Below are 15,066 nucleotides of genomic sequence, written 5' to 3' on the forward strand. Positions count from 1 at the left end.
AAATGAAAACAATCGATTGGACAAAAGACGAACTCGTCGCCTACATTTTGTTATTTGCAGCTAATGCCGATTTTAAAGAATCTAAGAAAGAACGCGATTTAATTATCTCTAAAGTAGATTTAAAAACCTTCAAAGAAATCCATGAAGAATTTGAAAATGACAACGATTATCAAGGGATAAAAAAGATAATGACGAGTTTAGAACAGCACAATTACAACAGTGAGGATATTGATTTGTTGATGGAAGACATTAAATCACTTTTCTTTGTTGATGACGATTTTGACATTACAGAACGGAATATGCTAAAATGTCTCAACCGCTTATTTAAAACTGTGTAAATGGAAAAACTTTCTGTAGAAGCCATTATTTCTAAAATTGAAGCTGAAGAAACATTTCATGCAGTTTCTAATGACTATTCATTCACATTAAATATAGATAAATACGTGCCTTACGCGTGTGCTGCAGTGCATGATGGTCATCAATTTAGAAAGGATCTTTGGGATAATTGCCTGCATACCGAATACGACAGATGGTACGAAGAAGATCCTGAAACTAAAAACATGGTTATTTCTCATCCTATTTTAATTGCAGGTTGCGACTCGCGTTTTGAATATGACCTAAACCGTACTCCTGAAGAAGCCGTTTTTGAAACTGCTTGGGGAAAACAACTTTGGAAACAACCTTTACCAGAACCAGAAAAAGCAAAAAGCCTAGAAAAACATACCAATTTTTACAAAGTAGTACATGCTTTAATCGCTAAACTCGAAGAAAAGTTTGGCGTATGCATCGTTTACGATATGCACAGCTATAATTGGCAACGTTGGGATAGGGAAGTGCCAACATGGAATTTGGGTACGTCTAATATAGATAATAACCGTTTTGGAGAGCAAGTAGAGTCTTGGAGACAAGCATTGGCTAGCATAGAGTTACCTCATGGTATAAAGCAAACGGCTAAAATTAATGACACGTTTCAAGGCAATGGTTATTTTTTAAAATTTATTACCAATAATTTTAATAATACATTAGTTTTGGCAACCGAAATAGCAAAAGTATATTGCGATGAGTATCAGCAGATTAATTATCCTGAAGTTGTAGCTGCTGTTGAGCAACAACTACGAGTACTTTTACCAAAACATGCTAGTGAATTTTATAACACGTTTAAAAACTAATGTCCCAAATAAAAACTACAAAAGAGTTTCAAGATTTATTTGATATAGATGCTAATCTTAACCGATTGGTAAGAAATATTGAATTGCTTAATTATATCAATCCCTTAAATATAGCTTCAGAAAAGAAGAAGTTTTACGCTGCAAAGTACAATTACGAGCCAGAGTTTAAATATCCAAAAATGAAATTTGATGGGTATAAATTGCATCGTTTGTTTTTTTCGCAACGTTTAGAACGTATTGAAGATACCGACATTCGTCAGTTGTATGAAGATATTATCTATGAATATTCTGGATTAATAGAATGTATAGAAACCATTGGTCAAGGTCGAAAATTCTACTTTAATAGTTTGAAGAGTTTTGGAACACCAACTGAAAAAGATATTGAAAACGCAAAATTCATTCTTCGTTTTGATGATTCGGAATTTGATGAAGAAATGCTTCCATTATATAATGTAGAAGAAGCAAAACAATATTTTGAAGCGTATTCTAAACGTTACGATTTTAGTTACAATATTAAAATCTCCAATAACCTTTCTGCTGCTGCAATGGTGTTGAACAATACACAAACATTAGTATTGCGAAAAAGCCATAAATACAGCTTAAATCAGCTTAAAGTTTTAAGCAATCACGAAGTTGGAGTACACATGGTCACCACCTTTAATGGTCTATCACATCCGTTGAAAGTGTTTTCTAACGGTTTTCCTAATAATGTTGAAACTCAAGAAGGTTTAGCCGTGTATTCTGAGTTTATGAGTGGCTGTTTAACTATTGAGCGTTTAAAAGAACTAGCCTTTAGAGTTATTGCTGTAGATAGTTTAAATAAAGGTTATAGCTTTTCTGACACGTTTCACCTATTGCACAACCAGCATAAATTAAATAGAGATAAAGCTTTTGTAATTACCTTGCGTGTGCATAGAGGTGGAGGTTTCACCAAAGATCATTTGTATTTATCTGGTTTAAGAAACGTTTATAAATATGCTAAAAAAGGTAAGGATTTAGGTGTGTTGTTAACAGGGAAAGTAAGTCAGGATTATATTCCTACAATTAAAAAAATGCAAAAACTTGGTTTAGCATTGTCTCCAAAATACATTACAGATGCTTATGCTACCAATGATAATAAGAACGCTAACTTAGATTTTATTTTACGAAGTTTAAAGTAAAAACCTCAAAGCTAAATAGTTTTGTCTATCCATTTTATGGATACCATAATGAAGTTAGACATGCTTCATTATAGAATTCAACTCGTTCCTAACTAACAGAAGCTAGGGTTAAACCAACATTATTTTACTTTGAGGTTTCATTATCAACTTGAGCTAAAACCATTAACATAAAAAGCTCAGACCTAAGTTAGTGTAGATCTATAAACTAAAAAACCAATACTGAGCGTATTGGTTTTTTTGATGCGTAAAACAGCTGTTTAGATAAGTTAAAGGTTAACACGTTTCCCTTTAGGATACTTTATGGAATAAGAATGTTCTACTTTTTCCATCTCACCTGGCTTTAGGTTGAAATTCCATTTTATGATACCTTTTTCGTCATCGTAGGTTGAAGTACCGGTTTCAATATCATCTAATTTAATCTCTTTATTTTGGGTAATCGGTATTCTATCCACAAGTGTTAATTGAGCGTTGGTTTGTTTATTGTTCTTAACTTCAATTTCAAAACCTTTATAAACGATTTTGTTGCTGCCTATAAACGTTGTTTTCTTAAAATCATTTCGTTGCGTTCTTTTAACTACAATATTAGGGTCAACACCAAGCGAAATGGTTAGGCTATCTGTTGTAGCACCAGGATTAATATTGGTTTTACCAGAATAACTCCCTTCAAAATAAACATTTGCTTCTGCAGGAAGTAGGTTGTATTGTTCCCAATTTCCAATTTTAGCTGTTAAAAAGACATTTTCGTTTAAAACTGGTGCCGCAAAGTAGTTGTATTTGGCTGGCACACTGAAATTATCAATTTCAACAACTGTAACATCACCATCAGATGGTATGGAATACACTTTATCAATTTCGAAGCGTGTGTTTGTTATTCCAGTTTCAATAACAACTCCAAGGTTGTTTACTTTTCTTTGGGAAGTATTTCGAGTATTGATAACAATTACTCCACCTGCAGCTCTATTGCCATAAATTGCGGTTGCTGCATTATCTTTTAGTACTTCAATAGATTCTATACTATTTGGGTCAATTTTACTTGCTGCATTATGTTTTACAGGGACACCATCAACTACATATAATACATTATTCTTGCTTTCAAGAGAACTAGCACCTCTTATAGTTATCCCTGAAGCTTTTCCATATAAACTATTAACTATTTCTTCAGATTTTACGCTACTTGTAGCACCAGTAAATGAATTTCTAGTTGTAGTGCCATAGCCAACCACCACAACTTCATCTAACGAAACATCTGAATCTAAAGTCACATTCATAATACTGGAATGTATAGGTAGCTCTTCAGTTTTCATGCCTACATAGGAATATTGAAGTGTATTACCTGATGTGGTTTTTAATGAATAACGACCATCAAAATCGGTCTGTGCACCATTATTTGTTCCTTTTTCTATAACTGAAGCTCCAGGCAATGGTAAGCCATCATCTGCAGTAGTAACAACACCAGTTACGGTTTTTACCAAAGGGTTGTATTTGTAATTATAACTTCTTGTGGCACGTTGCGATTGGTAATTGCTGTAAGGGTTTATAAAATTTAAGTACTTAGGGTTTAATATAGGTTTTTGATTATTTGTATTTGTATCACTTGTGGACAGCACAAGTTTTACATTATCCCAATTACAACCAGAATTTTGAAATATATGTGCTTTATATTCTAGATTTATAGGACTGTTGATTTCATCTGCTTTAAGATCGTAAATAGGAAACCAGCCTGCGTTTTTAATGTTATATGTTATTTTTAAATCCAATGCTGCAGTGCTTTTGCTGTTGAGTTTTAGCTTTATTTCGCCAGTTTGCACTTTTTCATCAGCATTAAACTCAGTTAATTGATTTTTTACATCGTTTTGTAGCTCTCTATAATCATCAATTTTTTTATTTGATTTATGAATAGCCATTTTTAATTCCGTAATGCGCTTTCTATAATATTCAGCAAAGTTTTTTAGCTGTTCTAGGCTTACAACTTCAGTTTCATTGCCAAGACGTTTATTACTTTGAATGAGGCTTATTTCTTCATTATACCCAGAAATTAAATCATATTCATTTTGAATTTTTTCATCAAAGGTTTTTAGTTCAGTTTTTAGATTGGTAATAGAATCTGTCTGCTTTTGTTTTGATAAATAATTAATACCATAGTTTACAGAAAGAATGGAAGTGCTTTTTAAACCAGAAACTTGAATGCTACTTTCTTCAATATATGGTGATAAGTCGTTGAATATAAATTCTGTAGTACCAGGTTTGAGATTGATTTTTGCTGTTCGGTTTATTTCTGCTCCGTCAAGATAGACTACAACATCTGTTATTTTACTTGATTCTTGAGCACCAATAATTGATACGCAGAATATAAAAATTAAAAATTGAGATAAGGTTTTCATAATAGTTGTGTTTTGTTTCATTCAAAACTATTGCTGATTAATCTCATAGTAAACTAAGAATGAGTAAAGCAAAGTTTAGGGAGAGTATAACACCTATTTGGGTTAGTTGCACGCTAATTATTGTAACGTATCTTATGGAGGTTATTTGCACTTTTGGCTTTTTAAACAAATATAACAGGTCTTATATCGAGTTTTTTATTTGGAGTTTAGATAATGGAATATCTTTACAGTAACAAAATAATGTGCTATTAACTCAATTCATTATTTACCCTCAAATAAAAAGAATTGAAATTAAATTTTTTGTTACATTAAATTAGTTTTAAGTAAGTTGTTAATTTAAAAAAGCCTTTTAGGATGGATACTAAAAGGCTTTTTTTATTCTATAAACTTCGCTTTGAGTTCTGGAGTTGGTATCATGCAAGCATCCTTTTTTCCATACCATTTGTATCTGTTTTTTGCGACATAGTCATAAACCAAATTTCTAATAAATGTTGGTATAATAAAGAATATTACCATAAGATGAGATGGAAACCCAAGATGTTTCGCAATATGAATAGCTGCAGACGATTTGTATTTCATGGAATTAGACTCAGGATTGTAAAGCAATATTGAATCCGTTTTATCAGTATCTATTTTAAATTTTTTAATAAGCGCTTCTCCAATTTCACTCTGCAAAGGAGCAAACAAGAATTTATCCTTTTTATCTCTCTTAATAACATACAGCACACTACTGTTGCAAAGGTTGCAAACACCATCGAATAGTATAAGTTGTTTGTTTTTTGGAATCTGAGCTATCACAATACAAAGATAAAGCCTAAATAATTAATATGGTACTTGTAATTATCTCTTTTTAGCCTCAACCAATTCTAATAAATCTAAGCTAACGTTGGTTGTAAACATACCATAGTTAACGTTAGCTTTTCCTTTTTCAATAGAATCTATACTACCAACGGCTCTACCATCATGCATGCGTACACGATCACCAACTTTTAAAACAGGCTTTGGCTTTTCTACTTTAACTTCTTTCTGTTTAGCTGCTTTTTTCTTTTTTCGGATAACTTCAACTTTCTTTTCAGCTTCCTGTTTAATCTGCTTTTCTTTTGCTTTTTTAGCACGTTTTTGTTTGGCAGATACTTTTTTGCGCTTAGAGTTTTCTATTTGGACGAGTCTGAACAATTCAGCCATTAACTCACGTTTTTTCTTGTCCTCAAAATATTTCTCTGAAATATCATTGACTTTTTGACCTAAGTAAATTAAACGTTGATTAGAATCGTATAATTCTTGGAAGCTTTCTAATTTCTTTTGAACCTTGGCGTTGATTTCTTCCAACTTATCTGCTTCAGATAGTTTCTTTTTTTCGTTCTCTTTTAGTGAGCGTTCCGTGCGTTCTAGTTTACTTCGCTCTTTTTGAAGTTTAGCAATGGTCGCATCAAACCGAACTTTACCACGTTCAATCTTTTTCTTCGATTTATTTATTAAACTGTATGGAATACCATTTTTCTGAGCAACTTCAAAGGTGAACGAACTTCCTGCCTGACCAATAGCTAACTTATACATTGGCTCAAGAGTTTTTTCATTGAAAAGCATATTAGCATTTTCCATATAGGGCAGTTCGTTGGCTAATAACTTTAAGTTGGAGTAGTGGGTCGTAATAATTCCGAAAGCTTCACGCTCATAGAAAACTTCGAGAAACGTTTCAGCCAATGCTCCACCTAATTCTGGATCGCTACCAGTGCCAAACTCATCTATTAAAAACAAGGTTTTATGATTTACTTTACGTAAAAAATAATTCATTTGCTTTAAACGATAACTGTAGGTACTTAAATGATTTTCAATAGATTGATTATCTCCAATGTCGCTCAAAATTCTATCAAACAGACATATTTTACTACGTTCATGAACAGGAATTAGCATACCACTTTGTATCATGGTTTGTAATAATCCCACTGTTTTAAGGGTTATACTTTTACCTCCAGCATTAGGCCCAGAGATAACGATAATTCTACTTTCCTTTTCTAAACCTATGGTTTGCGGAAAAGTTTTTTCACCCTTTTCTTTATTATTCAAATAGAGTAGAGGATGGTATGCATCACGTAAATACATACTGCGTTCCTTGGTGATTTCTGGCAGAATAGCATTCATGCTTTTGGCATATTTTGCCTTAGCAGAAATGACATCCATTTTTATTAAAAACGCTTGGTATTCCTTAAGAAGTGGTAAAAACAAACGAACATAATCAGTAAGTTCTTTTAAGATTTTAATAATCTCTTCCTTTTCTTCGTATTCTAAATTGTTAAGCTCTCTGGTATATTGAAGTGTAGTTTCAGGCTCTATATAGACGATGCTACCCGTTTTACTACCTCCCATAATAGCACCTTTAACCTTACGACGATACATCGCTTTTACAGCAAGCACGCGTTTGTTATCTACAACAGATTCTCTAATATCGTCGAGATATTCTAAGTTATGATAAGTGTTTAGAGCAGAACTAAAACTACTATTTATTTTGCCTTTTAACTGATTTATGGATTTTCTTAATTCAGAAAGTAGAGGGGAGGCTTCGTCTTTTATATCACCAAAACGGTCAACGACAGCATCAACTTGTTCTATTATTACTTTTGTAATCTCAATGTCTTTGCTATTCTGATAGAGCTTTGGATAATAGTCTTCAAACTTTTTTAGAAAAGTTAGAATAGAGTTTACAGTAATTGACATGCTGACAATTTTCTGTAAGCTTGGCACTTCCAAATAAGTGTTTTCTATTTTTAGAAGTTTTAATTCTTTGGCAATAGTTTCAAATCCATGATTTGGTATGCGGTTATCATTATCAAATGATGAAAGGTATTCATTGGTAAAATCTAGTTCTAATAGCAGTTGCTCCTCATTAGGCAATGGGAGCAAAGCTAACACTGCATCTTTACCTAAAGCGGTAATGGCGTGTTCACTAACTTGATTTAGAACCGTAAAAAACTCAAGGTCTTTTAAGGTTTTTTCATGAATGTCTATCATGGATTAAACTTAATTTGAAAGTTGCAAATTTATGGTAATTGTATAGATATGCCTAATACCATAGTTTACTTTTGTTATTCTTATTTTTGAAGAAAATAGAAATTAATGAATGTTGATATACATAACAGCTGGAAGCCTTATTTAGATGAGGAGTTTAAAAAACCTTATTTTAAGGATTTGGCAGAATTTGTTAAGCACGAATATAAACATCATCAGTGTTTTCCGAAGGGTTCCGAAATATTTAATGCTTTTAACCATTGTCATTTTAATGACTTAAAAGTGGTGATTATTGGGCAAGACCCTTATCATGGAGTTGGCCAGGCAAATGGCTTGTGCTTTTCGGTTAACGATGGTATTCCGCATCCACCTTCGTTAATAAATATTTTTAAAGAAATAGAAAAGGATTTAAACATTTCTTACCCTAAAAGTGGCAACTTAATGCCTTGGGCAGATCAAGGTGTGCTTCTTCTAAATGCAACTTTAACCGTACGAGCACATCAAGCTGGTAGCCACCAGAACAAAGGTTGGGAACAATTTACGGACGCGGTAATTAAAACTATAAGTAGTGAAAAAAGTAATGTTGTATTTCTACTTTGGGGAGGATTTGCAAAAAAGAAGAATAAACTAATAGATACTGAGAAACACTCAGTTTTAGAAACTGGTCATCCTTCGCCTTTAAGTGCAAATAGAGGTTATTGGTTTGGTAACAAGCATTTTAGTAAAACTAACTCCCTGTTGCAGCAAGTTGGCGAGTCTGTAATTGATTGGAAACTAGAGTAGTTGTAGGTCTTTGAGTTCTTATAATACGAGGTTTTTTAGTCTTAATTTCAGTTGATGTTTTGTTGCAACTAAAGATCAATAATAAAAAGTTAATAGCAACTAAAAAAGAAAGAATCAGAGTAATCGTCAAAATCATATTAGTCTTTTTTGAAATGTTAATAGCTTGATTTGGTTAAAACAAATGTAACTAAAAATTTGAAATACTGAAAGTTATGAACAAAAACAGTAAGATTTCTCACAATTTTATTTAACATGATTTAACGTTTTTTGTCTTTATTTACAAGTGTTTTGGCGATTTTAGATATGTTAAATTTATTAAAAAAAAATCAGTCGAATTGTTAAAAAACCACAAGATTTTAGGCTTAAACCTTGTGAATTAGATCTTTGTAATCTACTTTTTTGGGTATAATATCTAGATTAAAAAGTTGATTTTGCACATTGTTAATTGTCTTTTTATCAATCAATTCCTGTGACCATTCTGTTAGCGAAAGCCACTCTTGCACATCTTCTAATTGTTGTTCATAGCGATTTGCAATTGTCTTATCTATACTAGGAATAGATTTAAATTCTGATGTGGTTTGATTAATAATATCTAAAATAGTCGTTAAATCATCTACATTATTTTCAATGAATTCATTTCTAACCGCTATTACAAAACATGGCCAAGGGGAAGGACAGTTACCAATTTTTCTAAACGTACCATCATCTACTAATGGTTTTGTTGTAAATTTTTCCCACATAAAGTAGTCAGCGTCACCTTCTGTAAGCCCTTTAACCGCACCATCGAGGTTTTTTATAACTTCAAAATTTAAATCCTTATCTAAGTCCCAATCCTGATTTTTGGCGTTAATATAAGCCATAAGATGTGAGCCAGAACCATATCTGCTTATAGCTGCTCTAGTGCCTTTTATATCATCAATAGTTTTGAAGTTAGAACTTGCTGCTACATGAATTCCCCAAATTAAAGGTGATTGAACAAAAGTTTGTACAATCCGAGATGGATTACCATCAATGATATCTTTTATAATTCCTTCAGTGAGTATTACTGCAATATCAATATCTCCAGAGCGTAATCCTTTGCACATGGCTCCTGTACCACCATAATAATCATGCCACCTAAGGTTTATACCTTTCTCTTTATACTCGCCATTTTTCAGTGTTAAATACCAAGCCAAATTAAAATGCTCTGGAACACCACCAATATTTACTTTTTTCATTTACGCTGAACTTGTTTCAGTATTTTTTTAAATATTCACAATACGCTCTAAGGCATATAGAATTAATTTTTCAACCGTTTTTTTAGGGTCTTTACTAAAGTCTCCTGTAGCTCTATTGGCAATAATAGCATTGAGCGATAAGGCTTCGTGTCCTAGGAGTTTTGATAATCCATAAATTACAGATGTTTCCATTTCAAAGTTTGTGATTCTAAAGTCTTTATAGCTAAAAGAATCTAGCTTAGAGTTAAGCTTTGCATCATGTAATGGTAGTCTTAAAACACGTCCTTGAGGACCGTAAAAACCACCTGCAGTACCTGTCATACCTTTAAAAATTATATCACTTTCAAAATACTTTTCAAGATACTTACTGTTGTTAATAATAATTGGTCGTGCTTTATTTTTATCCCAATCTGTATGTTTTATAAAGGCATCTTCAATTTCTGGATTACTAATACCGTTAATTTGATAAAAGTGCAGCATACCGTTTACGTCTAAGGCATGAGTGCTTACTAAAAAAGCGTCCACAGGAATATCGGCTTGTAAGGAACCAGATGTGCCAATTCTTATAATATTGAGGCTTGTGAACTCTGTTTTTGGCTTTCGTGTTTTTAAATCAATATTGACCAGTGCATCTAACTCATTTAAAACAATATCTATATTATCTGGTCCAATACCGGTTGAAAGTACCGTGATTCTTCTGTCTTTATAGTAGCCAGTTTGGGTTTTAAATTCTCGTTTTTGAGTGCTAAACTCAATACTGTCAAAATGCTTTGTAATTTTTTCAACTCTGTCCTGGTCGCCAACAAAAATGATGGTATCTGAAATGTCTTCAGGCTTTAGGTTTAAATGGTAAACACTTCCATCTGGATTTAATATTAATTCTGAATCTTTAATTGGCATGCAATATTGTTTTTACAAGTTTATTCTGTTCTATATTAAATTGATAACCAAGACGTTCAACGCCTCCATAAATCATTTTGTTGTTGAGTTCTGAAGCAAAATTATGTTGCCTCAATAATGCCTCGTGTCCTTTTCTATTCAACTTTAAGCTAGTTTCTGTTTCTTCAAAAAAGATGCTTAATTTTTCTATGAGTCGATTGTGTTGTGTATCGCCAAAGCCATAGTAACCTTGGTAGTTTAAGCTATAGCCTAATAAATGATGTTTGGATTTTATGTCGTTATCCCTTACAATCCTAAGTATATTATCTTCAAGAACACTCAATCCACTTTTTTGGTGCGGAAAGCGTTTAAGATGTGCTTTGAGGCAATTACTCATATATTTAAAGTTGGATTTTGTAACAATATAGGGCTTAAGTATATTGTGATCTTTACCACAATACGTTCTCCATAATGTTATTGCTAACTCTTTATCCTCTTTGGTAAGTAAAACTCTTTCTTTGTAATGTTTCGTTAATTGGCTAGGTGAGAGTTCGCTTAATCCTTTTAGATTCTTTTCACCTTCAACACGACCACTACAAATAAGGTATAGTGGTAAATTAATTTCCTTTTGATGCAATAGGTTAATTACTCCTAAGAGGTTTATATGACAAAACAAATCATACTCAAACCAAAGATTGATTTCAGAATATTTATCAATATTCTCTAGTTTGGATAACTCGTGTTGTAGCTCATTACTATTTACTTCTATTTCATAGAACTCTTTAAGAAATTCAGCACGAAGAGTGTAAAACTCCTTTGAAGCAATCGCGGGTATTGTAGGACCTTCACATAACATTTCTTGCCATGTTAAGATATCTTCAGTAAAATCTAGCTCCCTTAAATAGTTTGTTAGGACGCTTCCATTTGTTATATGCAGACAATTTTTAGACATAGTTTAGCCACCAACACGTTTTACATTAAATCCTTTTTCCTTTAAAATCTCCATGATTTTATCGCGATAATCACCTTGAATGATAATTTTATCATCTTTAAAACTACCACCAACACTGAGTTTTGTTTTTAGTTCTTTGGCTAATTTTTTAAAATCTTCAGTAGCGCCTGTATAACCATCTAGAATAGTGATGGGTTTACCTTTTCGTTTTTCATATTTGCATAATATTGGTTCGTCTTGATGCCAAATATCATTTTCAGAATCGTCAGAAGCGTCCTGTGGTTCTGATACATGTTCAGGAAATAGGTTTTTTAATTGATCTTGTAAATCCATTTTCTCAAGTGTCGAGTGTGGAGTAATTAGTGCAAAGCTTTTCTAAATACTTTACACTTCATACTTAATTACTTTTTAATAAGTCCAAGTTCTACAAGTCGCTGGTTTAAAAATTCTCCAGCAGTAATGTCTTCAAATTGTTTTGGATTGTCTTCGTCAATACAACTATCTAAAACATCTAATTTCATTTCACTTATAGGATGCATAAAAAATGGAATAGAATAACGTGATGTTCCCCAAAGTTCTCTAGGCGGATTTACAACTCTGTGTATTGTGGATTTTAGTTTATTATTGGTGTGGCGAGATAACATATCACCAACATTAATCATTAACTCATCAGGTTCTGCAATAGCATCTAACCATTCGCCATCATGACGCTGTACTTGCAATCCACGACCTTGAGCTCCCATAAGTAATGTTATTAAATTAATATCACCATGTGCAGCTGCTCTTACAGCATTTTTTGGTTCTTGGGTAATTGGTGGATAATGTATAGGTCTTAAAATGGAGTTACCATTGTGTATGTAATTATCAAAATAAGTTTCTTCTAAATCTAGATGTAAAGCTAGGGCACGTAGTACGTATTTAGCCGTTTTTTCAAGCATTTGGTATGCTTCTTTACCGACTTTGTTAAATTCAGGAAGTTCTTTTACTTCTACATTTTCAGGATATTCTTTTCTTCGTTTCTCGTCATCTTCTACATATTGCCCAAAATGCCAAAATTCCTTTAAATCTCCTTCTTTTTTTCCTTTAGCACTTTCTTTTCCAAAAGACACATAACCACGTTGGCCACCTATACCTGGAATTTCATAACTTTCTTTAACCTCTAAAGGGAGATCGAAAAAATTCTTTACTTCTCCATACAGTTTGTCAACTAACTCATCGTCCAAAAAATGTCCTTTTAAAGCTACAAAGCCTATATCTTGATATGCTTTGCCAATCTCATCAATAAATTTTTGCTTTCTTTTTGGGTCGCCTGAAATGAAGTCTTTCAAATCTACGCTAGGTATTCTATCCATTGGAATTTTGTTTAAAAATTAAGTCAATATACAAATGTAACTAAAATAGTCCTAAAAAAGCTAACGTATATAATTCACAATTTATATGTCAATACTACAATATTGATGCATTTTAATTACTTTTGAAACTATTACTGAAAGAAGAACTTATGCCTACCATAACGAAAAGCAATATAGACTACGATAAGCGTAATTTGAGTGATAAAGCATTATTGAAGCTTTATTACAATATGTTAAAACCTCGACTCATAGAGGAAAAAATGTTGATTTTACTTCGTCAAGGAAAAATCTCTAAATGGTTTTCTGGCATCGGTCAAGAAGCAATTTCTGTTGGCGTTACTATGGCATTAAAGCCAAGTGAATACATTCTGCCAATGCACAGAAACTTAGGTGTTTTTACAACACGCGAGATTCCGCTTCACCGCTTATTTTGTCAATGGCAAGGTAAAGCCAGTGGTTTTACAAAAGGTAGAGATCGTTCGTTTCATTTTGGAACTCAAGAGTATAATATCGTTGGAATGATTTCTCACTTAGGGCCACAATTGGGTGTTGCTGATGGTATTGCTTTAGCAAATCTGTTGAAGAAAAATTCGCAAGTTACAGCAGTATTTACAGGTGAAGGCGGTACAAGTGAAGGTGATTTTCATGAAGCTTTAAATGTTGCATCTGTTTGGCAATTACCTGTTATTTTTTGTATTGAAAATAATGGCTATGGGCTTTCTACACCGACAAATGAGCAATACCATTGTAAGCACTTAGCAGATAGAGGCAAGGGTTATGGTATAGAGTCATTTATTTTAGATGGGAATAATGTAATAGAAACCTATACTAAGGTCAAAAAATTAGCTGAAAGTATTAGAAAACGTCCAAGACCAATTTTAATTGAGTTTAAAACTTTTAGACGTCGTGGACACGAAGAGGCAAGTGGAACAAAGTATGTGCCTAAAGCTTTAATGGACGAGTGGGAAGCCAAAGACCCAATTGAAAATTTTAGAAGTTACCTTTTTAGTAAAAAGATTTTATCTGCAGAAATAGATGAACAATATGTTTCTGAAATTAAGGCAGAAATAGATACAGCATTGGACTCTGCTTATGCTGAAGAAGATATTGTTCCAAATAAAAGTAATGAATTAAATGATGTGTATAAATCATTTGATTATGAGCAAATTAATCCTAATAAGGAAACAAAAGAATTACGCTTGATTGATGCTATTTCAGAAGGTTTAAAACAATCTATGGAAAAGCACAAAGATTTAGTGATTATGGGACAGGACATTGCTGAATATGGTGGTGTTTTTAAAATAACTGAAGGCTTTGTGCAACAGTTTGGAAAAGATAGAGTACGCAACACACCAATATGTGAATCTGCTATAGTTGAAACAGGAATGGGATTATCTATTGCTGGAATGAAAGCTGTTGTAGAAATGCAATTTTCAGACTTTGTGACTTCTGGATTTAATCCTATTGTTAATTATTTAGCTAAGTCGCATTACCGTTGGCAGCAACAAGCCGATGTTGTAGTAAGAATGCCTTGTGGAGCAGGTGTGGCTGCTGGTCCTTTTCATTCGCAAACCAATGAGGCGTGGTTTACAAAAACACCTGGTTTAAAAGTGGTGTATCCAGCATTTCCGTACGATGCAAAGGGTTTGTTGGCAACAGCTATCAATGACCCAAATCCCGTATTATACTTTGAACATAAAGCTTTATACAGAAGTATAAGACAAGATGTACCTACAGATTATTTCACTTTGCCTTTTGGTGAAGCTGCACTTTTAAAAGAAGGAGATACTGTTACAATTATTACTTACGGAGCAGGAGTGCATTGGGCTTTGGAAACATTAGAAAACAACCCAAGCATTTCTGCGGATTTAATTGATTTAAGAACACTTCAGCCTTTAGATAAAGAAACAGTTGTAAGTTCTGTAAAAAAGACAGGAAGAGCCATAATTCTTCAAGAAGATTCTATGTTTGGAGGTATTGCAAGTGATATTTCTGCAATGCTTATGGAAGAGTGTTTTGAGTACTTGGATGCACCAGTAAAGCGTGTTGCTAGTATGGAAACACCTATACCTTTTATTGGACAGCTGGAAGACCAGTATTTAGCTAAGAGTAAGTTTGAGGAAGCTCTCATGGAATTGCTTAACTATTAGGCTTTTGCATTTGTCTA

Annotated in this window: 13 protein-coding genes; 5 read left to right on the top strand and 8 right to left on the bottom strand. The window is 32.9% G+C overall.

The window, feature by feature from the left end:
* Positions 1-2 precede the first annotated feature (2 nt).
* Genes ACFFGA_RS13670 through ACFFGA_RS13680 form a run of 3 tightly spaced genes read left to right on the top strand, consistent with a single transcriptional unit; the run spans position 3 to position 2,329 of the window.
* Positions 3-338: a hypothetical protein gene (locus ACFFGA_RS13670; RefSeq protein ID WP_386064889.1), complete on the top strand. Its 336-nt coding sequence runs from the start codon at positions 3-5 to the stop codon at positions 336-338.
* Positions 339-1,169, top strand: coding sequence for an N-formylglutamate amidohydrolase (locus ACFFGA_RS13675; protein WP_386064890.1), 831 nt, complete (start codon positions 339-341; stop codon positions 1,167-1,169).
* Positions 1,169-2,329, top strand: coding sequence for a peptidase MATCAP family protein (locus ACFFGA_RS13680; protein WP_386064891.1), 1,161 nt, complete (start codon positions 1,169-1,171; stop codon positions 2,327-2,329). The genes ACFFGA_RS13675 and ACFFGA_RS13680 overlap by 1 nt, the downstream gene beginning before the upstream one ends.
* Before the next feature lie 266 nt (positions 2,330-2,595).
* On the opposite strand, the gene ACFFGA_RS13685 is transcribed toward ACFFGA_RS13680, so the two are convergent.
* The 3 genes from ACFFGA_RS13685 to ACFFGA_RS13695 form a co-directional block, all read right to left on the bottom strand.
* Positions 2,596-4,710: a DUF4139 domain-containing protein gene (locus tag ACFFGA_RS13685; RefSeq protein ID WP_386064892.1), complete on the bottom strand. Its 2,115-nt coding sequence runs from the start codon at positions 4,708-4,710 to the stop codon at positions 2,596-2,598.
* 375 nt (positions 4,711-5,085) lie between these two features.
* Positions 5,086-5,508, bottom strand: a complete 423-nt coding sequence (locus tag ACFFGA_RS13690) for a thiol-disulfide oxidoreductase DCC family protein (RefSeq protein WP_386064893.1) — start codon at positions 5,506-5,508, stop codon at positions 5,086-5,088.
* A gap of 42 nt (positions 5,509-5,550) precedes the next feature.
* Positions 5,551-7,719: an endonuclease MutS2 gene (locus ACFFGA_RS13695; protein ID WP_386064894.1), complete on the bottom strand. Its 2,169-nt coding sequence runs from the start codon at positions 7,717-7,719 to the stop codon at positions 5,551-5,553.
* Between the two features lie 105 nt (positions 7,720-7,824).
* On the opposite strand from ACFFGA_RS13695, the gene ACFFGA_RS13700 reads away from it, so the two are divergent.
* Positions 7,825-8,499 carry a uracil-DNA glycosylase gene (locus ACFFGA_RS13700; protein WP_386064895.1) on the top strand — a complete coding sequence of 225 codons (675 nt, stop codon included), beginning with the start codon at positions 7,825-7,827 and terminating at the stop codon, positions 8,497-8,499.
* Positions 8,500-8,861: 362 nt separating this feature from the next.
* Here ACFFGA_RS13700 and ACFFGA_RS13705 read toward each other — a convergent pair whose 3' ends face one another.
* The 5 genes from ACFFGA_RS13705 to ACFFGA_RS13725 form a co-directional block, all read right to left on the bottom strand.
* Positions 8,862-9,716: a substrate-binding domain-containing protein gene (locus ACFFGA_RS13705; protein ID WP_386064896.1), complete on the bottom strand. Its 855-nt coding sequence runs from the start codon at positions 9,714-9,716 to the stop codon at positions 8,862-8,864.
* Between the two features lie 27 nt (positions 9,717-9,743).
* Positions 9,744-10,616 carry a nucleoside phosphorylase gene (locus tag ACFFGA_RS13710; RefSeq protein ID WP_386064897.1) on the bottom strand — a complete coding sequence of 291 codons (873 nt, stop codon included), beginning with the start codon at positions 10,614-10,616 and terminating at the stop codon, positions 9,744-9,746.
* Complete coding sequence (locus tag ACFFGA_RS13715) at positions 10,606-11,547, bottom strand: DUF1835 domain-containing protein (protein WP_386064898.1); 942 nt, start codon at positions 11,545-11,547, stop codon at positions 10,606-10,608. Before ACFFGA_RS13715 ends, ACFFGA_RS13710 begins: the two co-directional genes overlap by 11 nt.
* Positions 11,548-11,550: 3 nt before the next feature.
* Positions 11,551-11,880, bottom strand: coding sequence for a translation initiation factor (locus ACFFGA_RS13720; RefSeq protein ID WP_386064899.1), 330 nt, complete (start codon positions 11,878-11,880; stop codon positions 11,551-11,553).
* 68 nt (positions 11,881-11,948) lie between these two features.
* A complete protein-coding gene (locus ACFFGA_RS13725) occupies positions 11,949-12,899 on the bottom strand; it encodes an isopenicillin N synthase family dioxygenase (protein ID WP_386064900.1) in 951 nt (316 codons plus the stop codon).
* A gap of 149 nt (positions 12,900-13,048) precedes the next feature.
* Between ACFFGA_RS13725 and ACFFGA_RS13730 the strand changes: the two genes are divergently transcribed.
* Entirely contained in the window at positions 13,049-15,049 is a 2,001-nt protein-coding gene (locus ACFFGA_RS13730) for an alpha-ketoacid dehydrogenase subunit alpha/beta (protein WP_386065178.1), read from the top strand.
* Positions 15,050-15,066: the final 17 nt, after the last annotated feature.

This window comes from Winogradskyella pulchriflava, from assembly GCF_042434315.1.
In the GTDB taxonomy this organism is placed as follows: Bacteria; Bacteroidota; Bacteroidia; order Flavobacteriales; family Flavobacteriaceae; genus Winogradskyella; species Winogradskyella pulchriflava.